Source organism: Edwardsiella sp. A.80236 (assembly GCF_044540725.1).
GTDB classification, from domain to species: domain Bacteria; phylum Pseudomonadota; class Gammaproteobacteria; order Enterobacterales; family Enterobacteriaceae; genus Edwardsiella; species Edwardsiella tarda.
Window position 1 is genome coordinate 399,232 of the sequence record NZ_JBIUCY010000001.1, and the last position, 24,704, is coordinate 423,935.

General features: G+C 56.9%; 22 protein-coding genes, 1 pseudogene and 1 riboswitch. Of the genes and pseudogenes, 18 read left to right on the forward strand and 5 right to left on the reverse strand.

The window, feature by feature from the left end:
• Positions 1 to 228: 228 nt before the first annotated feature.
• Positions 229 to 822: a transporter gene (locus tag ACEQFP_RS01800; RefSeq protein ID WP_370547391.1), complete on the reverse strand. Its 594-nt coding sequence runs from the start codon at positions 820 to 822 to the stop codon at positions 229 to 231.
• Positions 823 to 1,690: 868 nt separating this feature from the next.
• Entirely contained in the window at positions 1,691 to 2,557 is an 867-nt protein-coding gene (locus ACEQFP_RS01805) for an L-threonine kinase (RefSeq protein WP_370547392.1), read from the reverse strand.
• A gap of 669 nt (positions 2,558 to 3,226) precedes the next feature.
• Positions 3,227 to 3,404: riboswitch (cobalamin riboswitch) on the forward strand.
• Between the two features lie 94 nt (positions 3,405 to 3,498).
• On the opposite strand from ACEQFP_RS01805, the gene ACEQFP_RS01810 reads away from it, so the two are divergent.
• The 12 genes from ACEQFP_RS01810 to ACEQFP_RS01865 are packed head-to-tail and all read left to right on the forward strand — an operon-like array spanning position 3,499 to position 13,619.
• Positions 3,499 to 4,878 carry a cobyrinate a,c-diamide synthase gene (locus ACEQFP_RS01810; RefSeq protein WP_005293958.1) on the forward strand — a complete coding sequence of 460 codons (1,380 nt, stop codon included), beginning with the start codon at positions 3,499 to 3,501 and terminating at the stop codon, positions 4,876 to 4,878.
• Positions 4,875 to 5,834: an adenosylcobinamide-phosphate synthase CbiB gene (gene cbiB, locus ACEQFP_RS01815; RefSeq protein WP_370547393.1), complete on the forward strand. Its 960-nt coding sequence runs from the start codon at positions 4,875 to 4,877 to the stop codon at positions 5,832 to 5,834. Before ACEQFP_RS01810 ends, cbiB begins: the two co-directional genes overlap by 4 nt.
• 10 nt (positions 5,835 to 5,844) lie before the next feature.
• The gene (locus tag ACEQFP_RS01820; protein ID WP_035597680.1) at positions 5,845 to 6,483 is read left to right on the forward strand and encodes a cobalt-precorrin-8 methylmutase; all 639 of its coding nucleotides are present in this window, start codon (positions 5,845 to 5,847) and stop codon (positions 6,481 to 6,483) included.
• A complete protein-coding gene (gene cbiD / locus ACEQFP_RS01825) occupies positions 6,480 to 7,619 on the forward strand; it encodes a cobalt-precorrin-5B (C(1))-methyltransferase CbiD (RefSeq protein WP_005286987.1) in 1,140 nt (379 codons plus the stop codon). The genes ACEQFP_RS01820 and cbiD overlap by 4 nt, the downstream gene beginning before the upstream one ends.
• The gene (locus ACEQFP_RS01830; RefSeq protein ID WP_005293967.1) at positions 7,613 to 8,218 is read left to right on the forward strand and encodes a cobalt-precorrin-7 (C(5))-methyltransferase; all 606 of its coding nucleotides are present in this window, start codon (positions 7,613 to 7,615) and stop codon (positions 8,216 to 8,218) included. Before cbiD ends, ACEQFP_RS01830 begins: the two co-directional genes overlap by 7 nt.
• Complete coding sequence (locus ACEQFP_RS01835; protein WP_098143109.1) at positions 8,208 to 8,777, forward strand: decarboxylating cobalt-precorrin-6B (C(15))-methyltransferase; 570 nt, start codon at positions 8,208 to 8,210, stop codon at positions 8,775 to 8,777. The genes ACEQFP_RS01830 and ACEQFP_RS01835 overlap by 11 nt, the downstream gene beginning before the upstream one ends.
• On the forward strand, positions 8,770 to 9,543 hold the full coding sequence (locus tag ACEQFP_RS01840) for a cobalt-precorrin-4 methyltransferase (protein ID WP_035597688.1): 774 nt from the start codon (positions 8,770 to 8,772) through the stop codon (positions 9,541 to 9,543). Before ACEQFP_RS01835 ends, ACEQFP_RS01840 begins: the two co-directional genes overlap by 8 nt.
• Positions 9,524 to 10,579 (forward strand): cobalt-precorrin 5A hydrolase, encoded by a 1,056-nt coding sequence (gene cbiG, locus ACEQFP_RS01845; protein WP_005286969.1) that lies wholly within the window; start codon positions 9,524 to 9,526, stop codon positions 10,577 to 10,579. The genes ACEQFP_RS01840 and cbiG overlap by 20 nt, the downstream gene beginning before the upstream one ends.
• Positions 10,580 to 10,617: 38 nt before the next feature.
• A complete protein-coding gene (locus ACEQFP_RS01850) occupies positions 10,618 to 11,304 on the forward strand; it encodes a precorrin-3B C(17)-methyltransferase (RefSeq protein ID WP_370547547.1) in 687 nt (228 codons plus the stop codon).
• Positions 11,301 to 12,086 (forward strand): cobalt-precorrin-6A reductase, encoded by a 786-nt coding sequence (locus ACEQFP_RS01855; protein WP_005286963.1) that lies wholly within the window; start codon positions 11,301 to 11,303, stop codon positions 12,084 to 12,086. Before ACEQFP_RS01850 ends, ACEQFP_RS01855 begins: the two co-directional genes overlap by 4 nt.
• 10 nt (positions 12,087 to 12,096) lie before the next feature.
• Positions 12,097 to 12,891, forward strand: coding sequence for a sirohydrochlorin cobaltochelatase (locus ACEQFP_RS01860; RefSeq protein ID WP_005286960.1), 795 nt, complete (start codon positions 12,097 to 12,099; stop codon positions 12,889 to 12,891).
• On the forward strand, positions 12,888 to 13,619 hold the full coding sequence (locus ACEQFP_RS01865; RefSeq protein WP_047059669.1) for a cobalt-factor II C(20)-methyltransferase: 732 nt from the start codon (positions 12,888 to 12,890) through the stop codon (positions 13,617 to 13,619). Before ACEQFP_RS01860 ends, ACEQFP_RS01865 begins: the two co-directional genes overlap by 4 nt.
• Before the next feature lie 299 nt (positions 13,620 to 13,918).
• On the opposite strand, the gene ACEQFP_RS01870 is transcribed toward ACEQFP_RS01865, so the two are convergent.
• Entirely contained in the window at positions 13,919 to 14,323 is a 405-nt protein-coding gene (locus ACEQFP_RS01870) for a PPC domain-containing protein (RefSeq protein ID WP_109578907.1), read from the reverse strand.
• A gap of 177 nt (positions 14,324 to 14,500) precedes the next feature.
• On the reverse strand, positions 14,501 to 15,439 hold the full coding sequence (locus ACEQFP_RS01875; protein ID WP_005286951.1) for an ATP-grasp fold amidoligase family protein: 939 nt from the start codon (positions 15,437 to 15,439) through the stop codon (positions 14,501 to 14,503).
• Between the two features lie 423 nt (positions 15,440 to 15,862).
• Here ACEQFP_RS01875 and ACEQFP_RS01880 point away from each other — a divergent pair.
• The 6 genes and pseudogenes from ACEQFP_RS01880 to ACEQFP_RS01905 all read left to right on the forward strand — a co-directional run.
• Positions 15,863 to 16,291, forward strand: a pseudogene (locus ACEQFP_RS01880) (transposase); the annotation flags it as partial.
• A gap of 15 nt (positions 16,292 to 16,306) precedes the next feature.
• On the forward strand, positions 16,307 to 16,654 hold the full coding sequence (locus tag ACEQFP_RS01885; protein ID WP_098143115.1) for a hypothetical protein: 348 nt from the start codon (positions 16,307 to 16,309) through the stop codon (positions 16,652 to 16,654).
• 103 nt (positions 16,655 to 16,757) lie between these two features.
• Positions 16,758 to 17,726: a LysR family transcriptional regulator gene (locus ACEQFP_RS01890; protein ID WP_098143116.1), complete on the forward strand. Its 969-nt coding sequence runs from the start codon at positions 16,758 to 16,760 to the stop codon at positions 17,724 to 17,726.
• A 722-nt stretch (positions 17,727 to 18,448) separates the two neighbouring features.
• A complete protein-coding gene (locus tag ACEQFP_RS01895; RefSeq protein ID WP_370547394.1) occupies positions 18,449 to 21,133 on the forward strand; it encodes a ZirU family protein in 2,685 nt (894 codons plus the stop codon).
• Between the two features lie 154 nt (positions 21,134 to 21,287).
• Complete coding sequence (locus tag ACEQFP_RS01900; protein ID WP_254654755.1) at positions 21,288 to 21,983, forward strand: ZirU family protein; 696 nt, start codon at positions 21,288 to 21,290, stop codon at positions 21,981 to 21,983.
• Between the two features lie 171 nt (positions 21,984 to 22,154).
• The gene (locus ACEQFP_RS01905; protein ID WP_068870915.1) at positions 22,155 to 23,513 is read left to right on the forward strand and encodes an invasin domain 3-containing protein; all 1,359 of its coding nucleotides are present in this window, start codon (positions 22,155 to 22,157) and stop codon (positions 23,511 to 23,513) included.
• A 357-nt stretch (positions 23,514 to 23,870) separates the two neighbouring features.
• On the opposite strand, the gene ACEQFP_RS01910 is transcribed toward ACEQFP_RS01905, so the two are convergent.
• Positions 23,871 to 24,674, reverse strand: a complete 804-nt coding sequence (locus ACEQFP_RS01910) for a DeoR family transcriptional regulator (RefSeq protein ID WP_005286922.1) — start codon at positions 24,672 to 24,674, stop codon at positions 23,871 to 23,873.
• Between the last annotated feature and the right edge of the window lie 30 nt (positions 24,675 to 24,704).

Here is a 24,704-nt window from a genome sequence, read left to right on the forward strand (position 1 = left end):
TCAATATATTGATACCGCCGCTCACTAGCCGATATGGCATGGCTATTTCCCCTGGCCCGAGCTGTGTAAATAACCGAAGGAAAATACAGCGTTCTTCGTGCAGGGAGTGCGTTGGCTGTAGCGTCTTCTTGCACTACCGGATGAACACGCTTTCCGCGTCGCCCCTGAGTGGGGTGCAGCCAGCACACGGCCAACGTCACGCATTTATCGCCTGTGGAGGCCGCATATTTATTGATGGGTTCGTCGTAGTTGCTGGTGATTCATTATTGTCGCTAGCAGGCATAGCATATAACCAAAAGATTCCACGCCCTCTTCTACGGCATTTTTTACGATGCGAATATAACCATTTAATAGAATATCATGCCATAGACTCCCCATCCCTAATAGACGTGAGAAGAGCAAGATGGTTAGCACGCCACTTACCATAAAGCCATAATAGGATTGTTGGGCATAGCGGTTAATTTGGAATGACACTGTGCGATAATTTTTCACCAGTAAAGATAACGCCAGGAGGACGCAGAGAGCGACTAACCATTGCCAGAGTCCGTCGCAGACGAGATCCAACAGTGCATCTAATTCCCGAATAAACATAGCCAGAAAGGCAAGACCAATCAGCGCGTTACAATAGCGCATCGTACGATATTTTTGTGCGCAGAAAAGATGCATACTGGCGATAAAGCATAAAATCATCTCCTGGCTGATTTCGGTGAGTGAGAGTTCACTGATACCATTAGCCAGCACATGTATGTCGATCCATAGAAAAAGAATCACTACAGCAGATAACATGGCAGAAAAAAACGGCAGTTTTAATTGGTTAAGCATAGCAATAGAGTGTTGCGAGTGTTAATAATCACTATTGTGATAAAAGTTGACATGTTCTTTTTAGGCAATCGTGCGCCAGGTGGTTATCGCCAGGGGGGACGATATAACCGGGGGACGCGTCGTGTATGTCAACGCACGTGGCGAGGCCGTAACGATGGGCGGTGTGCTGGCGATTGATTAGGCACAAACGCCATGATTCGTCATGATCGGTAGCGTGATAGCCGTTTGGACGTTTATCGGGCTAGGTGGTTGGTGCCATGACTTGATGATAGTTGATAATCTATACACATTGTTTGATTATATGGCTTCGAGCCTAATGGGATAGGCTTATAATATGTTAAGGCGACTCACGCATGATTCATTTGGTGAGAAAGTGAGTATCAAAGGAGTCGGTCGACAGGTTTTATTAATTATTTTATTAACGCCATTCAGGCTCTGATATATAAATTGCTCTCATGTAAATTGCTACTAATATATATCCGTCATAGGTTAATAAGTCGCTTATTTTTTATTGTCTTAAGGCGGCGAGGGGAGTGTCATAGGGCGAAATAGTGGTAGGTAGGTTACTGAGATAAAAATAATGCTGTTGTCGCCGATAAAAGAGGATATTTCTGTTTAAACGCACGACCTCGTCGTTTCTCCATCATGGTAAGTGCGCTGAGGGTTAATGCGCGGGCGGGTTTTAAATAATCTCATGATTATATTTGTAATGGCTCGGTAATATATTCTGATGATGGTTTTGCCGCCACGAGGCGGGGTACAGGAGAGGGGGCGGGAAGGCGCGAAGCGGGGATCGCCGCGCGGGTGAATGGCCCGGCTCACCCCGTCTTGGCGCCTGATGGCGCGCCGACGATCCGTCGGCTGCGTCTCAGCGTAGCCTGACGCCGCCGCTGACCAGTTTGAGCAGGTGCTGCGCAGGCCAGTGACGTGTCAACCCGTGTCGGGCGAGGTGGTGCTTCAGCGCCTCGACATCATGCCGGCGGCGATCCAGCAACACGCCTACGACGCTGCCACTGTGCGCCACGTTGACGCCATACAGGCCGTACTTCTCCACCATGGCCAGCAGCGCGGGAAACCCCGCCTTTGGCAACAGCCGCTGGCTGGCGATGGCGCTGAGGGTGGTCGCCTCTCCCAGGCGGTAAGGATCGTGGTGCTGGCAGGCCTCTTGCAGCCGCTGCCAGGCGCGTTGCAGCGCTGCCGCCTCCGCCAGTAACGCCTTTTGGCGCGCGCGGCGATGGTAGTCCGCCGTGCGTAAGGTCAGCGGGCTTTCGAGCAGCAACACATCCACTGCGGGCGCGCTGCCGCAGGCGATCTGGGTGGAGGCATCGTTATGATCGAACAGGGTCAGCTGACGAAACAGGGTGCTGTCGGTCGGCTCCAGCGAGACACACAGCGCCGCCAGCGTCGCTTCGTCTAGCCGCCGTCCGAGATGTTGCGCGGCCGCCACGGCGGTGGCGGCGATATCCGCCGTACTGCTGGCCATCCCCTTGGCCAAGGGGATGGTCGAGTGGATCTCGATGCGTAGCGCTTGGCTCATCTGCGCCGGGTAGCCCCAGTGTTGCAGCAGGCGTTCGACCATCCGCCGGGAGAGTGGGCGCTCCTGCGCCAGCGGCGCGCCGTCGCAGACCTCGACCGTGCTGTACCAGGCGACGGGACAGGAGACTAACTTCTCACTGCCTAAAATCCAGCCCTGAATGAGCTCTCCGCATGATGCGGGGCACTGCGCAACCGCCACCGTATGATCCTATCTCGCTACAACTCCGCCGCATAGTGTCATGGCGATCGACGGATTACCATATTTTTTAGCGGGTTATGCTCTGGTATGGGGGAGAGCGCGTGAGTGGGTTTTTCCCTCTTTGCCTCCAAGCGATCGGTGTGCCAACGGCGCTATCTATCCAGGGGAACGTGCCGCTTACCGGCGGAGCTATCGGTGTAGGGAGGGGCGTCTGTGACGTCAGGGAGCGTATGTAGCCCGCCACCATGTGGATCTGTGTCGTCTATAACGAATGATTATCACTAGGCGATGGCTTGATCCGTCACCCTGTCGACAGCGATGGGGTTGCCCGATGGTGAGTAAGTCGGATAAATAACGGCGTTATTTCATCGGTCGAGCTGGCTTGGTTAATGCAATTGATTTATAAAATAAAAATAACAAATACTGATTATCATTTATCGTGTCATAACCATGAAAATGGCCATGGCCATGCTAAATTTTGCCAGTTTTTATTTGTGTGATGAGATACAGTATGCTGGTAATTATTTTGCTTAGGTTGGCTGCGCGGGAATCGACACCCGTCGCCGCGCCTAGCCATGACTGGATGATGACGAACACGCTTCGATAATGATGTGCGGCTTCAGGCCGCGTAGCGATATGCCGTCAACTCACTGAGTTGCTCGGCTTTCTATGAAAGAGAGACCGACAGGTTTTGCCATCGTGTATGGCAGGGAAGGGGGTGTGAATCCCCCGCAGCCCCCGCTGCTGTGATGCTGACGACCCCGTAGATACCACTGATCGCAAGATTGGGAAGGACGGGCGAGGAGGACGCTAAGCCAGAAGACCAGCCTGTCGGTGACGATCAACAACTTCGGTGGGAAGTGGGTTGCTCAGATGCACACCGTCGCCAGAGCGCTGGCGTGCGTCGATACATCCCTACCACCCTGAATAGGATCAGGGTCATGACGGCGAAGCCGTATGCGTTTGTGTTGGCTGGCACCGGCAGTGGCTGTGGTAAGACCACGGTGACGCTGGGCCTGCTGAGGGTATTGCAGCAGCGTGGATTACGCGTGCAGCCCTATAAGGTGGGGCCCGACTATCTCGATACTGGCTGGCACACGGCGGTCTGTGGTGTCACCTCCCGCAATCTCGACAGCTTTATGCTGCCGACCCCGACGCTGAATGCGTTATTCAACGAGCAGATGCAGCAGGCCGACGTCGCCGTCATCGAGGGCGTGATGGGGCTGTATGATGGCTATGGCACCGATCCCGCCTATTGCAGTACGGCGGCGATGGCCAAGCAGCTCGGCTGCCCGGTGATCCTGCTGGTGGATGGCAAGGCGGTGTCCACCTCCATCGCCGCGACGGTCATGGGGTTTCAGCACTTTGACCCGAGCCTGAATATCGCCGGGGTGATCGTCAATCGGGTCAACAGCGCGGCGCATTTTGCGTTGCTCAAGACGGCGATCGAACAGTATTGCGCCCTCCCGGTCCTCGGCCATGTGCCCAGCGTCGAGGGCATCTCCCTGCCGGAGCGTCACCTGGGACTGGTGACCGCGCGCGAATCGTTCGTGACGGCGCAACCCTGGCGTGACTTCGCCGCCACGCTCGAACAGACGCTCGATATCGATCGGCTGCTGGCGCTGAGTCCGTTATCCGCGTTGCCCCAGGGGGCCTGGCCGGCGCTGCCCGCCGCCGATGCCGGACGCGGGCTGAGGCTGGCCCTGGCCGATGACGAGGCGTTCAACTTCTATTATCCGGACAATATCCTGCTGCTCGAACGCTGCGGCGTCGAGATCGTGCGCTTTAGCCCACTGCATGATGCCCAGCTGCCCGACTGCCAGATGGTCTGGTTGGGGGGCGGCTACCCGGAGCTGTATGCCCGGGCGCTGGCGGCGAACCAGACCATGCTGAATAGCCTGCGCCAGGCGCACCGGCGTGGCGTGGCGATCTATGCCGAGTGCGGCGGGTTGATGTATCTCGGCGGCACCTTAGAGGACGCGCAGGGCGAGACGCACCGCATGGCCAATATTATTCCCGGTCATAGCAAGATGGGAACACGGCTCACCCGCTTTGGCTATTGTGAGGCGCAGGCGTGCCAGGCGACGCTGCTGGCGGCGCCCGGCGAGGTGCTGCGCGGCCACGAGTTTCACTATTCCGATTTTACTCCGCAGACCCCGGCGCTGCTGGCGTGCCGCAAGGTGTGCGATGGCCAAACGCGCCAGACCTGGTCGGGGGGCTGGCAGGTGGGCAGCGCCTTTGCCAGCTATCTGCACCTCCACTTCGCCCAGCGGCCGCTGATGCTTACGCATTGGCTGGCGGCGGCCAGGAGGGCGCAATGACGTTGTTAGCCTGGTGTGTCGCCTGGCTCATCGACAGCCTGATCGGCGATCCCGCGCACTGGCCGCATCCGGTACGCTGGATCGGCGGTGGGATCAACCTGGTGCAACGCCAGGTACGGCGCTATTGCCACAGTGAGCGGGCGCTACGTATCGGCGGTGGGGTGATGTGGCTGTTGGTGGTCGGCGTGACCTGGGGCGTGGCCTGGGGAGGATTAGCCCTGGCGCGGGCCATCCATCCTTGGTTGGGCTGGATCGTCGAGGTGTGGATGATCTTTACCGTGCTGGCGGGGCGTTGTCTGGCGGAGGCGGCGCGTGCGGTGGCACGGCCGTTACAGGCGGGGCGGCTTCAGGAGAGTCGTGAGAAGCTGGCCTGGATCGTGGGGCGTGACACCCGCCAGCTGCAACCCGAGCAGATCAATCGCGCGGTGGTCGAGACCGTCGCAGAGAACACGGTGGATGGCGTCATCGCGCCGTTGTTCTTCCTATTGCTGGGTGGCGCTCCGTTGGCGATGGCCTACAAGGCGGTCAATACCCTCGACTCGATGGTGGGTTACAAGCAGGAAAAATACCGGGCGATCGGCATGGTCAGCGCCCGCCTGGATGATGTGGCGAACGCCATCCCGGCACGGTTAAGCTGGTTGTTGCTGAGTTTCGCGGCGGGCATATGCCGCGACGATTTCATCGGTGCGCTACGCATCGGCTGGCGCGATCGCTATCAGCATAGCAGCCCCAACTGCGCCTGGGCGGAGGCGACCGTGGCCGGTGCATTGGGCATCCGTCTCGGTGGCCCCAACGATTACTTTGGTGAGCGGGTCGAGAAGCCCTGGATCGGCGACGCGCTGCGCCCGATCGCCGTTGCCGATATCTCCCGTACGATTCGACTGATGTGGGTCGCCTCGACCCTGGCGTTGCTGCTGTTTATCGCCGCGCGCTGGCTGGTCGTCGGCGCGGCCTGAGGAGCAGAACATGCACTACATCCAACAACCCCAGGCGATCGAAAGCAAGAGCTTCGCCATTATCGACGAGATCATCCGGGAGACGCGGCCGAGTTATCGCTTCGCCAGCCCGCTGCATGAGGCGATTATCAAGCGGGTGATCCACACGACCGCCGACTTCGATTGGCTGGATATTCTCTGGTTTTCTCCGGATGCGCTGGCGCGTCTCACCGCGGTGTTGAGCCGGCCGTCGATCCTCTATACCGACACCACCATGGCGCTCTCTGGCATCAACAAGACCCTGCTGGCCCACTTCGGCGGCGAGTGCCGTTGCTATATCCGTGATGCGCGGGTGATGGCGCAGGCACAGGCGCAGGGGATCACGCGCTCCATGGCGGCGGTGGATGTCGCACTGACGGAGGCGGAAGGCGAGGCGTCGCTGTTCGTCTTCGGTAACGCGCCGACGGCGCTGTTCCGTCTGTTAGAGCACGGCGCTACGGTCGGCGGTGTGATCGGGGTCCCGGTGGGTTTCGTCGGGGCGGCGGAGTCGAAGACGGCGCTGACGCATAGCGCCTTGCCCGCCATCGCCGCGCTTGGGCGTAAAGGGGGCAGCAATGTGGCGGCGGCGATCGTCAACGCAATACTTTACCACCTGCGGGAGGCCGGATGAGCGATCCCACATTTAGCGCCCCGGTATGGCACCACGGCAAGGCCTTGCGTAAGGGGTATACCACCGGCTCCTGCGCGACGGCGGCGGCCAAGGTCGCCGCGCTGATGGTGCTGCGCCAGCATCTGATCCACCAGGTCTCCATCGTGACGCCGAGCGGCGTCACCCTATGCCTGAATGTCGAGTCACCGCATATCGCGGGGCAACAGGCCCTCGCCGCGATTCGTAAAGATGGCGGCGACGATATCGACGCGACGCACGGCATGCTGATCTTCGCGCGGGTGACGCTCGACGACAGCGGCGAGATCCGCCTGCGCGGCGGCGAGGGGGTGGGGACCGTGACGCGGAAAGGCATCGGCCTGCCGATCGGCAGCGCGGCGATCAATCGAACGCCGCGCCAGACCATTGAGGCGGCGGTACGCGAGGCGATCGGGCCGGCGCGCGGCGCCGAGGTCGAAATCTTCGCCCCCGAGGGGGCGGTCCGCGCGCAGCAGACCTATAACGCCCGTCTCGGCATCGTGGGGGGGATCTCGATCATCGGCACCACGGGTATCGTGACGCCGATGTCGGAGGAGAGCTGGAAACGCTCCCTGGCGTTGGAGTTAGAGATGAAGCGGGCCGCCGGGCTGACGCGCGTGGTGTTGGTGCCGGGTAATCACGGCGAGCGTTTCGCCTGCGCCCATCTGGGCATCGATGCCGAGGCGGTGGTCACCATGAGTAACTTCGTCGGTTATATGATCGAAGAGGCGGTCCGCTTGGGCTTTCAGCAGATCGTGTTGGTCGGCCATCCCGGCAAGCTGATCAAGGTCGCCGCCGGCATCTTTCACACCCACAGTCATATCGCCGATGCCCGCATGGAGACGCTGGTCGCGCATCTGGCGCTGCTCGGCGCCCCGTCGGCGCTGCTGAAAGCGGTCAGTGAGTGCGACACCACCGAGGCCGCGCTGGAGCCGATCGCGGCCTACGGTTTTCAGGCGATTTATGATCACCTGGCCGCGCGTATCTGCCAGCGTGTCCACGAGCGGCTGCGTTTTACCCGCCAGCCCTTGATCTGTGATGCCATCCTGTTCTCCTTCGATAACCAGGTGTTGGGTAGCAATCGCCCACTGGCCGCGATCGCCGAGGCGCTGCAATGTTAACGGTGGTGGGAATGGGACCGGCCGGGGGAGAGCTGATGACGCCCGCGGCGCGTGCGGCGATCGCGTGCGCCGAGATCCTGGTGGGGGGGCGGCGTCATCTGCAACAGTTTCCCGACTTTGCCGGAGAGACCTTCGTCCTGGGGGCCAATATTGCCGAGCTCCTGTGCTGGCTAGAGGCACAACAGGGGCGGCGGGTGGTGATCCTGGCCTCGGGGGACCCGCTGTTTTACGGCATCGGCACGCGACTCTTGGCGCATTTCGGCCGTGAGCGGGTGTGCATCATCCCCGGTATCAGCGCGCCGCAATACTTGTGCGCACAGGCGGGGATCGCGATGAACGAGATGTGGCTCACCAGTAGCCACGGGCGGGCGCTCGACTTTGATGCGTTGGCGCGCCATAGCAAGGTGGCGCTGGTCACGGATGCGCGCTGCGGCCCGCGTGAGATCGCCGCGCAGCTGGTGGCGCGTGGCCAGGGGCAGCGCTGGATGGTGGTGGGGGAGAATCTAGCGATGGAGAACGAGCGCATTCACTGGCTGCGCGCCAGTGAGGTCGATGGCGAGTATGACATGAATACGGTGGTGATCCTCGATGAAAGATGAGTGTTTCTTACGCGGCGAGACGGTGCCGATGACCAAGGAGGCGGTGCGTGCCGTGGTGCTGGCGAAGCTGGAGCTGCACCACGCCCATCACCTGATCGATGTCGGAGCCGGCAGCGGGAGCGTCTCGATCGAGGCGGCGCTACAGTGCCCGTCCCTGCGGGTGACGGCGATCGAGAAGGCGCCGGCGGCGCTGCGCCTGCTGGCCGACAATCGGCAGCAGTTCGCCTGCCATAACATGACGATCCTGGCAGGAACGGCGCCGTTGGCCGGGGTCGCGCCGGCCGACGCCCTGTTCATCGGTGGTAGCGGTGGCCGATTGACGGCGCTGATCGACTGGTCCCTGGCACAGCTTCGCCCCGGCGGTCGGCTGGTGATGACCTTTATCCTGCAGGAGAACCTGCACGAGGCGTTGACCCACCTGCGGCGTTGCGACGTCGCGGCGCTCGATTGCCTACACCTGCAGATCGCCACCCTGAGCGCGCTCGGGAGCGGCCACTACTTCAAACCGAATAATCCCGTCTTTGTCCTCGCCTGCCAGAAGGAGCAGCAGCATGTCTGAACGTTTCGATCCCCAGTGTGTGTGGTTTGTCGGCGCCGGACCGGGCGACCGAGAGCTGATCACCCTCAAGGGTTACCGCTTGTTGCAGCAGGCACAGTTGGTCATCTACGCCGGTTCGCTGATTAACCCGGCGTTGCTGGATTACTGTTCGCCCGAGACCGAGTGTCACGACAGCGCGACGCTGCATCTGACGCAGATCCTCGACCTGATGGAGGCCGGGGTGAAGGCGGGCAAGACCGTGGTGCGTCTGCAGACCGGCGACGTCTCGCTCTATGGCTCGGTTCGCGAGCAGGGCGAGGAACTGACGAAACGCGGCATCGCCTGGCGGGTGGTGCCGGGCGTCAGCGCCTTCCTCGGCGCGGCGGCCGAGCTTGGCGTGGAGTACACCGTGCCGCAGCTCTCCCAGAGCCTGATCATCACCCGCCTCGCCGGGCGTACCCCGGTACCGGAGGGGGAGCAACTGGAGGCGCTGGCCAGCCATCGAAGCTCGATGGCGATCTATCTCTCGGTTCAGCGTATTCAGCGGGTCGTCGAGCGGCTGATCGCCGGCGGCTATGCTCCCCAGACACCGGCGGCGGTGATCTATAAGGCCACCTGGCCGGAGAGCCGGACCGTGCGCGGCACCCTGGCGGACATCGCGCAGCAGGTGCAGGCCGCCGGCATCCGCAAGACGGCGTTGATCCTGGTCGGGGACTTCCTGGGCGATGAGTATCACTACTCCCGACTCTATGCGGCGGACTTTAGCCATGAATACCGTCAAGCCTGAATCCATCGCCTTGTTTTGTCTCACCCCCGGCGGCGTAGCGTTGGCGAAACGGCTGGCGGCGCAGCTACCGATCAGCTGCTTTACCAGTGACGCGCTGTTGGCGCCGGGATTTCTGCCGTGCGAGGGCGGCTTTGCCCAGGCGGTGCGTACGGCCTTCGCCCACTACTCGGCGCTGATTTTCATCGGCGCGACCGGCATCGCCGTGCGCGTGTTGGCCCCCTGCCTGCAAGACAAGCTATGCGATCCGGCGGTGGTGGTGATCGACGAGCGTGGCCAACATGTCATCAGCCTACTCTCCGGCCATGCCGGCGGCGCGAACGCGCTGACGCGCTATCTGGCGGGACGACTGGGCGCCGACGCGGTGATCACCACCGCCACGGATGTCAACGAGCTGGCGGCGTTGGATTCGCTGGCCATCCAGTTGCATGCCCGGATGCACGACTTTCGCGCGGCGGTCAAGCGGGTCAACCAGATGCTGGTGAGTCAACAGCGGGTGGGGCTATGGGCGGATAGCGTCTGGGCGGAGGCCCTCAGCCAGTGTGATCTGCGCGGGTTTATCCGCGTGGACGATCTACAGCGGCTTCCACCCTTGGATGGCCTGGTTTGCGTCACGTGGCGAGACACGCTGCCGCCTGTGGCGCTGCCGCACTGGAAGCTGGTGCCCCAGCGGGTGGTGGCGGGCATCGGTTGTCGACGCAACACGCCCTTTGCCTTGCTGGCGAGCTTGCTGGCGCGCCAACTGGCGGCGCAGGGTATCGATCCGTTGGCGCTGACGGCGATCGGCAGCGTGATGCAGAAGCGAGATGAGGCGGGGCTATGTCAACTGGCGGCCCATTGGCGGGTGCCCTTTACCCCGTTTACGGTCGAGGCGCTGCGCGCGCATGAGCATCGTTTTCCCGCCTCGGCATTCGTCCGCCGTACGCTAGGCGTCGGTAGCGTCTCGGCGCCGGCCGCCTGGCTGTTGAGCCAGGGACACTTATTGGGTGACACCCTGCGTGAGCAGGGCGTCACCATCACGTTGGGAGTGACACAGTGACATTAACCGTAATCGGGATCGGTCCCGGATCACAGGCCATGATGACCCAGGAGGCCATCGAGGCGTTACAGGCGGCGGAGATCGTCGTCGGCTACAAGACCTATACCCACCTGGTGAAGGCCTTTACCGGCGATAAGCAGGTGATCAAGACCGGCATGTGTAAGGAGATCGAGCGTTGCCAGGCGGCGATCGATCTGGCGCAGGCCGGCTATCATGTCGCGCTGATCAGCAGCGGTGACGCCGGGATCTATGGCATGGCGGGGTTGGTGCTCGAACTGGTCGCTAAGCAGCGGCGCGATCTGGAGGTGCGCCTCATTCCTGGCATGACCGCCAGTATCGCCGCCGCCGCTCTGCTTGGCGCACCGTTGATGCATGACTTCTGCCATATCAGCCTCAGCGATCTCTTGACCCCCTGGCCGGTGATCGAAAAACGCATCGTCGCCGCCGGGGAGGCGGACTTCGTCATCTGCTTCTACAACCCGCGCAGCCGAGGGCGGGAAGGGCATCTGGCGCGCGCGTTTGCGCTACTCGCCGCCAGCAAGCCGGCACAGACGCCGGTCGGGGTGGTGAAGTCCGCCGGGCGGAAGAAGCAGGAGAAGTGGCTGACCACCCTGGGCGAGATGGACTTCACGCCGGTGGATATGACGAGCCTGGTGATCGTCGGCAACAAGGCGACCTACGTGCAGGATGGCCTGATGATCACGCCGCGCGGGTACACGCTGTGACGGCGGGCGAGGTGCTGGTCATCGGCGGCACCAGCGACGCCCGGGCGTTGTGCCAACAACTGGATGCGGCGGGGGTGAACTATACCCTGTCGGTGGCGACACCGACGGGCGGGGCGTTGGCCGCAGGGCTCCTCGGCCAGGTGCGCTGTGGCCGCATGGAGCGCGCGCAGATGGAGGCCTGGCTACGGGCGAACGGTACACGCTGGGTGATCGATGCCTCGCACCCCTATGCCGAGCTGGTGAGCCGCAACATCGGCGCGGCCTGCCAGGCGCTGGGCGTGACGTTGACCCGCTACCAGCGGCCGACACAGCTCAGCGCGTTGACGCACCCGTTGCTCCATCGTGCGGCGGATATCGAGGCGGCCTGCGCGCTGGCGCGGCCTTTAGGCCAACGGGTGTTGCTGACCACCGGCAGCAAGGATCTGGCGCGTTGGTGCGCCGGCTTGCCGGAGAAGACCTTGCTGGCCCGGGTGTTGCCGCTGCCCGAGGTGGTGGCGCAATGCGCCGCGCTCGGCCTGGGCGTCGGGCAGATCTTCGCGCTGTGCGGCCCCTTCGACGCAGCGTTTAATGCCGCCTTCTATCGCCACTGCCGCGCCGACGTGGTGATCAGCAAAGACTCCGGCGCGGAGGGCGGCTACCAGGAGAAGGTGCTGCCTTGCCTCGATGCCGGTATCCCTTGCATCGTCGTGAGCCGCCCAACCCCGCCGGTGACGGGGGAAACCGTATTGGACAGTCCGTCCGCATTTCAACAGCGTTTGGCGCGCTGGTTGGCCGAGAATTAAGGAGTATCAGATGAAAAAGGCGCTGTTGGTGGTGAGTTTCGGGACCAGTTATCACGAGACCGGCGAGAAGAATATTGTGGCCTGCGAACGCGATCTGGCGGCCAGTTGCCCCGATCGGGAGCTGTTTCGGGCCTTCACCTCCGGGATGATCATTCGCAAGCTCCGCGAGCGGGATGGGCTGGCGATCGATACCCCCTTACAGGCGTTGCAAAGGCTGGCGCAGCAAGGCTACCAGGATGTGGCGATCCAGTCGCTGCACATCATCAACGGCGATGAGTACGAGAAGATCGTGCGCGAGGTCCAGATTATGCGCCCCTTGTTCGCGCGTCTTACCCTGGGCGGGCCGTTGCTGAGCAGCCATGCGGATTATCAACAGTTGATGCAGGCGTTGCGTCAACAGATACCGACGCTGGCGGCACGCGAGCGGGTGGTGTTTATGGGCCACGGCGCCAGTCATCACGCCTTCGCGGCCTATGCCTGCCTCGACCACATGATGACGGCGCAGGGCTTCCCCGGCCGGGTCGGCGCGGTAGAAAGCTACCCGGAGGTCGAGGTGTTGATCGCGAGTCTACGCCACGCGGGGATCGAGGCGGTGCATCTGATGCCGCTGATGCTGGTCGCCGGCGATCACGCAATCAATGACATGGCCTCCGACCAGGCGGACTCGTGGAAAACGCGCTTCAATGCGGCGGGTATCCCGGCGACGCCATGGCTGAGTGGCTTGGGCGAGAATCCGGCGGTTCGGGCGATGTTCGTCGCGCATTTGCAACAGGCGCTCAATGGCGGCATGGAGGCGGCGGCATGACGGGCAGACTGTACGCCCTGAGTACAGGGCCGGGGGCCGCCGATCTGGTCACCGTGCGCGCCGCGCGTCTCCTCGCCACGCTGGATGTCCTCTATGCCCCGGCGGGACGGCGCGGCGGCGACAGCTTAGCGCTCTCCATCGTGCGGGAGTATCTCACGCCGCAGACCGAGATCCGTTGCCGCCACTTCCCGATGAGCGGCGACAGTGCGGAGAAGGAGGCGGCATGGGATGGCATCGCCGCCGAGCTGATTCAGGCGGTCGAGGCCGGGCAGCGCGTCGGCTTTATCACTCTCGGTGATGCCATGCTGTTCAGCACCTGGGTCTTCCTGCTCCAGCGTATCGGCAGCCCCGCGTGGCTGGAGATCGTACCCGGCGTGACCTCGTTCGCCGCCATCGCCGCGCGGGCGCAAACGCCGCTGGCGATGGAGCAACAGTCGCTGGCGGTGATCGCCTGTACCGCGCCGGAGGCGGAGATCATCCAGGCGTTGCAGCAGCATGACAGCCTGGTACTGATGAAGGTCTATGGCCGTTTTGCCCGCATTAAGGCGTTGCTGGCGCAGGCCGGACTACTGGAGTGCGCGTTGATGATGGCCGAGGCGACCCTCCCCGGCGAGCGCTGCTGGCGCCATCTGGATGAGGTCGACGAGGAACAGCCGCTGGCCTACTTCTCGACCATCCTGGTCAATAAACGCTGGCGGCAGACGCGATGCGATACGAATACTCAATGAGGCGCGGGTCATGCGGCGCGGGGGGCGTTATGCCTGCTGGCAGCACCGCCACCGGCGTTGGCAATGCACATCATGGAGGGTTTCTTGCCGCCGATGTGGGCGCTGGCCTGGTGGCTGCTGTTTTTACCTTGTCGCTGGCGGCGATGGGGCGCTCGCTAGCGGCGGTGCTGCCGGAGTGGCCTGACGGGCGCCTGCGGCGAATGGCGCAGGCGAGGTTGGCGAGCGTCTCCGCCAGTGGCTCTGGGCGCAAAGCCGTTGACGCGCGCGGGCGGAGCATGGGTCCACGGATGTGGTGGCGGTTAGTTCGTTATTTGCAGATCGAAACGATAGGGCTTCTGCTCATGGCGTCGCGCCTCCGCACGGCTCTGTAAGACGCGGATCTCATACTTCCCACTGGCGGGTAAGGTGTAGCGACCTTGGTTATCCAGGGCCGACGAGTATTTCCCTAAGTCGATCGAATCGTCGATCCCCGGTCCGAATAGCACCGCATCGACCGTCTCCTTGGACAGGGTGAGACGCAGGTGTTGATCTTTGTTGGCGCGGAAGACATAGCTATCGTAATCGTACCCCTTGATGCGGCCAGAGTAATGCGCGCTATCCTGTCCCCGGGGGAATTCGACGTTGATCTGCTTGCCAGCGGCGTAGGCGGTGCTGCCGAGGGTGGAGAGCAGTAAGCTGAGTGCGGCGATGGCTGTGCGGTTCATGTACGGTGATCTCCTTAGTGCGGATAGGGGGCGATGTTAGCGCGAACGCGGTGCGCGGTTTAAGCGGATTTTTCTGGTAACTTCGTGGGGCGGGAGGGCTTTCCCCCCCCGCCGGGAGGGGCGTTGCGGCGGTCACCTGGGCCGCCACGGCTGATCCCATCAGCCGGGCGACGTCATCTATCGTGCCGTTCGCTTGCTCTCGGGATGGATCTGTTGCTGCCACGCCGCCCCGAAACGGTAGTCAAACTCCGCGGGGAAGAAGCGCATCCGCCCGGCGTAGGGCGTAAAGGTGAATTCGCTGAAGTAAATATCGTCACCGACTACGAACCAATCCATCCGGCAATAATCGAAGTCGGCGGTCAGTTGGCGTGAGAGAGCCAGCATTTCGTCGAGCTTGGCGGGCTTACTGATACGCGGATCGAGATTGTTGGGGTAATGGGTTTGGCGATAGCCTACACGGACATCTTGGCGTTGCCAGTTTTCATCATAAATATTGACCGACTCCCGCCCCCGGCTATCACTAAAATCGACTTCGATAAACTTAGGCTGCCCCGAGAAACAATGTACCCGAAATAGTTCGGGAGTAATATCTTGATCGCGCTGAGCAAAGACATCCAAGTATTTCTCACAGATTATTCTCGGAGTTATATTTTTATAGTGTCTTTCGCGCGTGGTTACATACATATTGCGAGATAAGTAAAAGTTTATTTTTGCACGCGCGCCGGCTATGTCGAACCGTGCTTTATCGGTGCAGACGATGGCGCTGGCGCTATCGTGCGAACATTTAATCACGAATTTCTGCGGCAGCGTATTAAAATCGATATGATCGAAGGCGGAATATACTCCTAACGTCGCTACCACATACTTTTCACCGATCTGTTGACGAATGAAATCACGGGCGATGACCTTGTCAGCCAGCTCCGTAAAGCGTTTATTTCTATCGAAAATCATACGGAATATGATTTTTTCATTGAACGTCTGCGGTGGTGATAGTTGTAGCTCTCGGCCAAAATCATCATAAAAGCGCTTGGCTTTAAATCGTCTATCGCTTTGTAACCAGGCGCGTAATACTTTTAGGCGATACTCAACCCTTTTTAACAGCCATTTATTTTTCATGGCGAATTTCCCTTGTCTAAAAACAATGCCGCAGAGTGTTATTTGTCGTTGCTGTACGAGTAATTGTGTGATTTATGTGCGGCATAAATAATACCTATTTTTTGCCTTGAAAAATAAATGCCAGGTAAACGGGATAGCACTTTATGATAATTTCTATTTTGAATTATAACTTCGGTTACTGTGTATTGTGCCGGATGTGGGGCATCTGGTTGCGCTATCGGATTATGGTATATCGACAATAATCCCTACGCTCATACGGTAGATTGTTTCATCCAAAAGAAAAAAAGGATATGGGGATTTCCCAACCAATCAAACCACTCACAACGATTGGGCGCTCGTAGGCCATGATAAAGAGAGCGCGAGTGAGTTAGTGAAATCACGCCGTCCTATCGATGATCGGACTTATCTCGACAACATTGCCGGGCACTGAACAATGTTATCGATGCTGAGGCTTTCCTGGGACTGATCCGGCAGACCCTGCGAAAAATCAGGCCAGCGGCGGCGGGGGCTGATTACGACACCCGGTGGTGTCACGATGAACTGCGGCGTAAGAACATCTGCCCCCTCATCCCTCCTCGAAAGGGGGCAGGTGACTGGCCGGGTGAGTATGCAGATCGTAATCGCGCTGTTGCGCATCAGCGGCCGAGTGAGAACGATGTACGCTGGAAAGGGACAATAGATGATAACCGGCGGTCGATAGCGGAAACGGCGATGTACCGCGTTAAACAACGGTTCGGTGGTTCATTGACACTACGGGATGATGATGCACAGCTTGCAGAGGCGTGGGCCATGATGTGTGCGCTGAATAAAATGATGAAGGCAGGAATACCAGAGAGCGAGCGTATTGACTGACAGCAGCAACCTGCAATGGGGATACTTATCCTAACTCTGATTTATTTAACCAAGCCAGCCTCTGCCATGTGCGTCAATGTCGTGGATCCAGAAAATCTCTTTTGCCAAATCGCTGTCGATGGTTTTAATGGTCATGATGGTCGCTCTGCTTTAGTCGTGACGATTTATCGTCCCACTGTGCTACAAGATGCAGGAGGCGACGATCCCATTAACAATGGCCCCCTAGATGTGGTTACACCAATGCGTGATAGCAAAGCCTCTGTCATTGTGAGGGTTGAGTATAAGCATATTTTTCACCATTTATTCAATGTCCTTCTTTTTATCATGCTCAGAATAAAATTTATCTGTTTATGTTTGATATAACATTATGGCATTGTCTTGAATTTTTAATTATTTTGTACCATATTGTTTTGTAGAGATAACTATAGCAGAATGTATAGTTTCAAACCATAGGGTGATTTTTATCATGAAAGATTTACTTAAATTGAATGACATGATTATTATTCAGGAGTTGGCTAAAACAGGAAGCGTGTCTTTAGCTGCAGTAAACTTAGGGCTAGCCCAAGCCAATATGAGCCGAATGTTGCATCAGTTAGAGTCAAGAATCGGTGTTAAAATATTCGATCGTGATGCTCGCCCATTACGTCTGACTACATTTGGTCATGATATTTTACCTCATATAGATCGAGTCTTAGCTAATAATGAGTTGCTCAAGTTATATATTCACAATCATAAAAAATCCCCTGGAGGAGTAGTTAACATTCATCTTCCTATCTTTGCACAAACTCTATTGAGTCTGGATTTTATTCCAAGATTTAGTCAAGAGCATCAAGATATAAAGCTTGTTTTCACTACAAGATCAATTGCCAGTAAAGAATATTTTGAGGGTGTGAAATACCCAAAGGATTGCGATATATTAATAACATTTACCTCACCTACTGATGAAAATCTTATTGCTCGTAAGCTTCTTACTATGGAGTTGTCGATCTGTGCGAGCAAGGATTTTATAGCAGATAAAAAAATATCAACATTGCAAGATCTACAACTTTATCCATGGGTTTTACAACAGGCGTGGCTTAATGATGATTATTGTAATCCAATCTCATTGGTAAATAAAAAGACTGATGAAAAAACAAGTATTGTGACGCAAGGAAGTATTGTTTGTGATAATTTTCTTTCTGCTATTCATATAGCTACCCATGGCATGGGTTTTGTTCTTGTGCCTAAATACATTCATGTGAATTATCCAGTTGGTTCTCAGCTTGTGCCAGTTCTCATGGGTGATTACTCTATTAACCTAGATATTTTTATGGTGTATAGAAAACGCGAACTACAACCATACCGGCTTGGTTTAGTCGTTGATGCTATCTTTAATAACGTCACGGGATTATATCAACAATATAAAGATAGTCAGAGGAGTGAGGGTGGTTCATAAAAATAATATCACATGTGGTCCGAGAGTAATTAATTCAATTTAATAACGTGCGAGTAAGTCATATCTTTATTTATATGCCGTGACTATGGCATTTTTGATATAGTAATATATCGTTATGATTTCTAGCTATTGTAATTGCAAACTATATAGAATGGAGGTGAGCAAAGATATTAATCTATTAATGGTTTGGTGAATATGAATTGGAATAACTCGTCATTACTCTTGTTTGCCATTTTAGCATTGCTATTAGTTAGTGTTGTTGAGCTTTCTTTTAATGTTTTTTATTATTATATGCATATATTTTCTATGTAGTCAGCATTTCCATGCTTTAGCTGGAGAGCAGAACTTAACTTAGTCGATGGCATTTCTCATGATTTAATTGATGGCGATATAAAATGAATTAATCTTTTATTTCGATCATCTAAGAGTTATTGCCATCCAGTCGCCAGTTGTATTTTTACTCATAATCTCTTGATTGTCTAGATGAGTTAATATGTGTGCTACTAGTATAGCTCTGCTGTTTTTAGTTTTTTGTCGATTTATAACTAATGTGCTATATCCTTAGCATCAAATAGCATGGTAATCCATGCTCGGATATAGTTAATCCTCACCTCAAGCACGGCTCTTATTAAAACAGTTCATGTGTCCTGTTGAACTACTTGAGTATGGTGGATGTGGAAAGTGCTAAGTTATTTTTATTGGTAAATTGAGGGTTTGATAAAATGTTTGGGAAGCCCCATTTAGAATGGAATTCGCCAGCGCGTCGTAGTGATTTTATTGCCTGGGCAAATATCTTGATCCAATTGTTTATTCCTTGTGGTATTGCTTTTACGCCGGCTTTCGCTAATGCACCAACCTCTAAGAGCGTTAATCCTATTGTATCCACAGAGCCCTACCGATTGGCGCCTGGTGAAACTCTGGAGAGTGTGGCAAAAAAGTACCATCTATCCGTTGATAAACTTAAACAAATCAACCAATACCGAATACATTCTAAGCCATATGAGGCGTTAACGGTTGGGGATGAATTGGATGTTCCACGTAAACACTCTCCGTTTTTAGAGAGTGCTCAGCCTGAGGCGTCGACATCAAGCCTATTAGGTTCTCACTTGGTAACAGGAGCTACCTTGTTATCCAGTGATGATGTGGCTAGATCTGCCGCGCGATTAGTTCGTAGTTCTATGAACAATGAAATTAATAATTCTGTTCAACAGTGGTTGAATCAATTCGGTTCTGCCCAAGTCCAGTTGAACATGAATGACGACTTCCAGCTGGATGGTAGCGCGATTGATGTTTTGTTTCCCATCTATGATAGCCAGACAAATACTTTGTTTACTCAGCTAGGTGGACGTAACAAGGATAGCCGCAATACGCTTAACCTTGGCGTCGGCCTCAGAACCTTCCAGGATAACTGGATGTTCGGTATGAATGTTTTTTTTGATAACGACCTGACGGGTAAAAATCGCCGAATAGGTGCAGGGATTGAAGCGTGGATGGATTACCTAAAGCTATCAGCCAATGGATATTTTGGTCTGACCGGTTGGAATCAATCGCGTTCTTTTTCAGATTATAATGAACGCCCTGCTCATGGTTATGATTTGCGTGCCGAGGCTTATTTCCCCTCACACCCTCAACTTGGCGGAAAATTGGTGTATGAACAGTATCGTGGCGATGATGTCGCGCTATTTGGTAACGCTAATCGCCAAAAGGATCCGTATGCTATTACAGCCGGCGTGAATTATACACCGTTTCCTCTGTTGACCGTTGGTGCAGAGCATCGTACAGGGAAAGGCGGTAGTAATGATAGCCGGATTCAGATCCAACTGAACTATCGGTTTGGTGAGTCTTGGCTGGCTCATATCACGCCCACCTTCGTGGCAGCTAATCGAACACTAATGGGGAGTCGATACGACTTAGTAGAGCGTAATAATCAAATCATTTTGGATTATCAGAAGCAGGAGTTGGTACATATCGTTTTACCGGAGCAACAAGCCGGTGAGTCGATCTCTTCCCTAACAGTGAATGCGCAAGTGCGGGCGAAATATGGACTTGAGCGGATTGACTGGAGTAGTGCAGATCTCATTGCCGCAGGAGGGACATTGGTGCAGGTTGCACCACAGATAATAACGATAACACTGCCATCTTATCAGCCAAGCCGTAATAGTAATGTGTATACATTGAGTGCGGTGGCTTATGACAGGCAGGGAAATGTGTCCCCGCGGGCAATCATGCAAATAGTCGTACTGCCGGAGAGAAACCAAGATATTACAGACCAAGATCTTGCCGATACGGCAGAGATTGTCCGTGAGCAGCTGACTATCACCCGCAATAACGCGCTGGCCAACGGTATCGTGACTAATGCCGTGCAAGCCCGGGTAACGGATGCGTACGGTAATCCGGTTGCGGGACAGACGGTAAACTTCACCGCAGACAATGGGGCAACCATCAACACCACCGCTGAGACCGGTGCCGATGGTGTGGCCACCGCCACCCTGACCAATACCACCGCCGGCACCACGGCCGTCACGGCCGAAGTGAATGATTCACGCCAGACGGTAAACACTACCTTTGTGGCTGATGCGAGCAGCGCGACCCTGATGGAGGGGAGCCTGACGATCACCCGTAATAACGCGCTGGCCAACGGTATCGTGACTAATGCCGTGCAAGCCCGGGTAACGGATGCGCACGGTAATCCGGTTGCGGGACAGACGGTAAACTTCACCGCAGACAATGGGGCAACCATCAACACCACCGCTGAGACCGGTGCCGATGGTGTGGCCACCGCCACCCTGACTAACACGACTGTCGGCACCACGGTCGTCACGGCTGAGGTGAACGGGCAGCGCCAGAGCCAGGATGTGGCCTTCGTCGCCGACCCCAGCTCGCTCCACTTTACCGGGGCCCCGACGGTAACGGGCGACAAGGCCCTGGCCAACGGGAGCGCCGCGGTCGGTGTCGACTTTGTGGTGAAAGATGCTAGCGGCAACGCGGTGGCCAATCGGGAGGTGGTGATCCACACCAATAATGGCGCGCAACCCGATACGGTCACGGTACAGACCGACAGTAACGGGGTGGCCCACATTGCGCTGACCAACACCACCGCTGGCATCACGGTCGTCACAGCTGAGGTGAACGGGCAGACCCAGAGCCAGGATGTGACCTTCGTGAGCGTGCTCACCAGGGTGAGTGTGGCGGGATTGGTAAATGGTTATCCCTTGGTTGGGTCTTCGTTGGCCGCAGAGGTCAGGTGTGCAACAGGATGTCCCACCTCACTGACTTACCAATGGCAAATAGAGGATGCCATCAACAGTGGCTCTTACATTGATATCTCAGGAGCAACCTCGCCAACTTACATGCCGCTAGGGGCAGACCAACGACGCCGTATTCAGGTCATCGTGGGGGCGCGATAAGTGTTCGTGCGCTTTGATTGATTGAAAAAAAGATGAAATGTCTCTGCGAAATTATCGCTGAGTATAACAAGAGGAAGGGATGTCTCCTCCTCGCCAATAACACGGGCAGTAACAACCTAATGGTATGAAGTCATTAATGAAAATAGGAATTACGATGTTTAAGAAAAAAGCGCTGTTGGCCCCGGTCATTCTGGCTATTTCCGGAGCGGCATTGGCCGCAACAACGTCAATACCAACCGAAACGGTTAAAGGACGAGCGCCCGTGTATGGCGATGTTGGGATTGTCTTTCGGGATAATGACACTAATGGGGTTGCTAGTGTGGGAGATACGCTTACGGCAAGCGCCAATGCGTTCTCAGATCCAGATGGCGATACCGCGACAACACCGACCTATCAGTGGTACAGCGATGACGCTCCCATTAGTGGTGCAAATAACGCTACTTATACACTGACGAAAGGCGATATTGGCCGTGTTATCAGAGTGGGTGTGATTCCGAATACGGATCCGTCAGTGACCGATCCGGCTACGGGTGCCGAGGTCTTCTCAAGCCACGGTGGCGCCATCGATGGCTCTGATAGCGGTGACGGCACTATCACTATCGACAGCAACGCTGTGGCATCTGTCACTATTAGCGGTATGAGCAGTCCGAATCCGTTGGTGGGTGATACGTTGACCGCAGTCGCGACCTGTACGTCGGGTGATGATTGTACGGCAACGTCTACTATCCGGTGGCAGATTCAGAACGCGAGTGGTACCGGCTGGGATGATATCGCAGGGGCTAACGCGTCGACCTACACCATCCAGAAGGGAGACCAGAAACGTAAGATTCAGGTGGTGGCAACCAAATAACCGTAACAATCAGGCGTTATTAAGCACAAAACCAGCGAACGCGATTGATACGGTGTGTTGGTCGCGTGAGTGGGGGCAATATCCCTACCAGGCACACTGTCTGGTGGGCCGTATAGGGCAGAATCGTAGCCAAGAGTCGATGCGCTAAGAGCTGCTGTAGAGAATAATCACATGAGAATAACACGCAGGATAGGGTATCACCCGGTCGTTGCGCTGATGCTGGGGTTGCTGCTCGGGCACCCGGCGTCGGCTGCATTGAAGAGCACCGAGACTGTCAAAGGTCATGCACCGACGGTCAGCGGTGTGGCTATTATTGCGACGACGGGGAATCCGCTGGAGGGGGATACGCTGCAATCCTCCGGCTCACCGCTGTTTAATGATGTGGATGGGGATGCTGAGTTTAACAGTCTGAAACAGTGGTATCGCTCAGGCGGTACCACGCCGGTGGCGTCAGGGACATCGTACAGACTAACAGCCGGTGATGCCGGTCATACGCTTCAGTTTGGGTATACGCCCGCGACAGACCCGTCAATAACCGACCCGGCGGTCGGCATGGAAGTTCGCTCAGCTGCCTCGGCTGTGGTTCAGGGCCTGCCTGTCGCTGCAGGCTCTGCCTTTACGGCCAGTAAAGCCAGTGTTATTGCCAATAACAGCGACAGTACTGTGCTCACCCTGACGTTGAAGGACAGCGGGGGTCGCCCCGTGACCGGTATCGCGACACGTCTCTCCCTGGTGGCGAGCGTGGTCAGCGGATTTAGTGGCGGACCTCCCGCACTTCCCCAGCCCGTGGAGACAGCTCCAGGAAGTGGTATTTACGCGGCCACCGTCAAAAGTGGGAGCGTGGGTACAATAAACGTGACGCCCAAACTTAACGGCGGGCCGCTGTCGGTGACACCCGGTACGCAGCAGATTACATTTGTACCACCAAGAGTCACGGAGGTAAGCCCGGTGATAAATGCATTCAGCTTTGGAAGCAGTAGCGGGTTCCCGCAAACGGGATTTGCGAATGCGAGATTTAAGGTGAGTCTGAGTGACAATAACCCGACAGCGTACCAGTGGGCGGTGGATGGCAGCAACAATGGTACAGGCTACACCAGCGTCGACACGACGGGGGTCGTCACTCTGAACACGGCACGCAGCGGTCCGCAGGTTATCCAGGTGAAAGATAAAACCAGCGGAGCAGTTTTGGCCAGCTATACCTTCACCCTGAATGGATGGTTCGCGAACGATGCGAAAATTACGATGACCTGGACGGCTGCAAATACCTTCTGCTCAACGCGTGGTGGACAACCCACAGTGGCACAACTGTCAAATGGTGCAGTTGATGTTGCAGGTACACGCTCTGTAGGTAATTTGTGGGGTGAGTGGGGGGCTATGATGGGCAAAGGCGCTGCTTTCCCCGGCTACTACTACTGGTCCTCTGAGGCCAGCGGTGCTGGCCGCCACTACTACGTCTACCTGGGCACTGGCGTCGTCGTCAGCATCAACTCCAACTACAACTACTATGCGGTCTGTCGGCAGGGTCTTTAGCCTTTAGTTTTTATATTTTAATCTTGGTTTTTTATTGGTTTCGGTTGTACGGGGGGGGCTAGGAAAAGCCCGGTAGGAGAAGTCAGTCCGGAGACCGTTGAATGGGCCTCGTCGTGAGGACAGAATTTATCTACGGTTCTGGGCTCATTCCATTATTGATGGATTTAATCATACGGCGAGTTTGTCGGCGAACCGCCCCGACGGCACCTTGGCGTCAGGATATGTCATCAGGCATGGGGCGGTCGGGTGCCAGGGGACGGCGCCGTTGCTTGTCATGCGCCAGGGAGACGCGTTGTTCTCCGCTCGGCGCTTGGCTTAGATCATGGCGACTCACACGCCTGGCGGCGTGCGTGCGAATCACGGCGACTCGCTCTCCGCCTCGGAGTCCGGCGTGATGACGCGTACCCCCGCCGCCCGGCAGCAGGTCGCGTATTCTCCCGGTAGCGCCCTATCGCTGATCAGCAGATCGAAGGCCGCGAGCGGGGCGATGTTGACGGGGGCCACATCGTCGAACAGACCATGGCGTGCCAGCAGGATCTTACGGAGCCCATGATCGATAGCCTTGCGCTTGAGCGCCGCGTCGTCTAGCTCTTGCCAAGTGACACCGTAACGCTCGTCGACGCCATTGGCGGAGATGAAGACCTTACGCGGGTTCAGGGTATCGAGCATCGAGGGGTTGGCGTGGTCATAGAAGGTGTCGTTTCTGGCGCAGTAACGGCCGCCGCAGAGGATGGCCGAGGCTTGCGGTTTCTCCCGGAGCGCCAGGAAGACGGCGTGTGAACAGCAGATCCCGGTAAACGGGATATCATCGGGGATCAGGCTGACCAGGAGCGCCATCTCGGGGCCATTATCAAAGAAAACCAGATCGTTGTCGGCGATCAGCCCGGCGGCCAGAATAGCGATGGGGAGATCGTCCGGATGATGTTGCGACGGCGTGCTCTCTGCTTGGGGAAGCGCTGAGTGGGGGGCATTCATCGCGACGATATAGCCGCCGAGCAGGGCGAGCGGTAGCGGCTGCGGGTGATTATCGGGGCTTAGATCACGGCGGATGGTCATCACCGAGACCTCGAGCATACGTGCCGCATCTTTCAGATGAATGCGATCGGACTTTTGCAGCAGGGCTTGCAGGCGACGGATGCGCTCTTTTTGTTTGGTTTCCATGCGGATTCTCCACGCTCACAGCAAAATGTT

What these genes read in the sequence shown, in the direction of transcription:
- ACEQFP_RS01800 (WP_370547391.1), bottom strand. Translation starts at nt 822, where the DNA reads ATGCTTAACCAATTAAAACTGCCGTTTTTTTCTGCCATGTTATCTGCT.
- ACEQFP_RS01810 (WP_005293958.1), top strand. Translation starts at nt 3,499, where the DNA reads ATGACGGCGAAGCCGTATGCGTTTGTGTTGGCTGGCACCGGCAGTGGC.
- cbiB (WP_370547393.1), top strand. Translation starts at nt 4,875, where the DNA reads ATGACGTTGTTAGCCTGGTGTGTCGCCTGGCTCATCGACAGCCTGATC.
- ACEQFP_RS01820 (WP_035597680.1), top strand. Translation starts at nt 5,845, where the DNA reads ATGCACTACATCCAACAACCCCAGGCGATCGAAAGCAAGAGCTTCGCC.
- cbiD (WP_005286987.1), top strand. Translation starts at nt 6,480, where the DNA reads ATGAGCGATCCCACATTTAGCGCCCCGGTATGGCACCACGGCAAGGCC.
- ACEQFP_RS01830 (WP_005293967.1), top strand. Translation starts at nt 7,613, where the DNA reads ATGTTAACGGTGGTGGGAATGGGACCGGCCGGGGGAGAGCTGATGACG.
- ACEQFP_RS01835 (WP_098143109.1), top strand. Translation starts at nt 8,208, where the DNA reads ATGAAAGATGAGTGTTTCTTACGCGGCGAGACGGTGCCGATGACCAAG.
- ACEQFP_RS01840 (WP_035597688.1), top strand. Translation starts at nt 8,770, where the DNA reads ATGTCTGAACGTTTCGATCCCCAGTGTGTGTGGTTTGTCGGCGCCGGA.
- cbiG (WP_005286969.1), top strand. Translation starts at nt 9,524, where the DNA reads ATGAATACCGTCAAGCCTGAATCCATCGCCTTGTTTTGTCTCACCCCC.
- ACEQFP_RS01850 (WP_370547547.1), top strand. Translation starts at nt 10,618, where the DNA reads ATGATGACCCAGGAGGCCATCGAGGCGTTACAGGCGGCGGAGATCGTC.
- ACEQFP_RS01860 (WP_005286960.1), top strand. Translation starts at nt 12,097, where the DNA reads ATGAAAAAGGCGCTGTTGGTGGTGAGTTTCGGGACCAGTTATCACGAG.
- ACEQFP_RS01865 (WP_047059669.1), top strand. Translation starts at nt 12,888, where the DNA reads ATGACGGGCAGACTGTACGCCCTGAGTACAGGGCCGGGGGCCGCCGAT.
- ACEQFP_RS01870 (WP_109578907.1), bottom strand. Translation starts at nt 14,323, where the DNA reads ATGAACCGCACAGCCATCGCCGCACTCAGCTTACTGCTCTCCACCCTC.
- ACEQFP_RS01875 (WP_005286951.1), bottom strand. Translation starts at nt 15,439, where the DNA reads ATGAAAAATAAATGGCTGTTAAAAAGGGTTGAGTATCGCCTAAAAGTA.
- ACEQFP_RS01885 (WP_098143115.1), top strand. Translation starts at nt 16,307, where the DNA reads ATGGGGATACTTATCCTAACTCTGATTTATTTAACCAAGCCAGCCTCT.
- ACEQFP_RS01890 (WP_098143116.1), top strand. Translation starts at nt 16,758, where the DNA reads ATGAAAGATTTACTTAAATTGAATGACATGATTATTATTCAGGAGTTG.
- ACEQFP_RS01895 (WP_370547394.1), top strand. Translation starts at nt 18,449, where the DNA reads ATGTTTGGGAAGCCCCATTTAGAATGGAATTCGCCAGCGCGTCGTAGT.
- ACEQFP_RS01900 (WP_254654755.1), top strand. Translation starts at nt 21,288, where the DNA reads ATGTTTAAGAAAAAAGCGCTGTTGGCCCCGGTCATTCTGGCTATTTCC.
- ACEQFP_RS01905 (WP_068870915.1), top strand. Translation starts at nt 22,155, where the DNA reads ATGAGAATAACACGCAGGATAGGGTATCACCCGGTCGTTGCGCTGATG.
- ACEQFP_RS01910 (WP_005286922.1), bottom strand. Translation starts at nt 24,674, where the DNA reads ATGGAAACCAAACAAAAAGAGCGCATCCGTCGCCTGCAAGCCCTGCTG.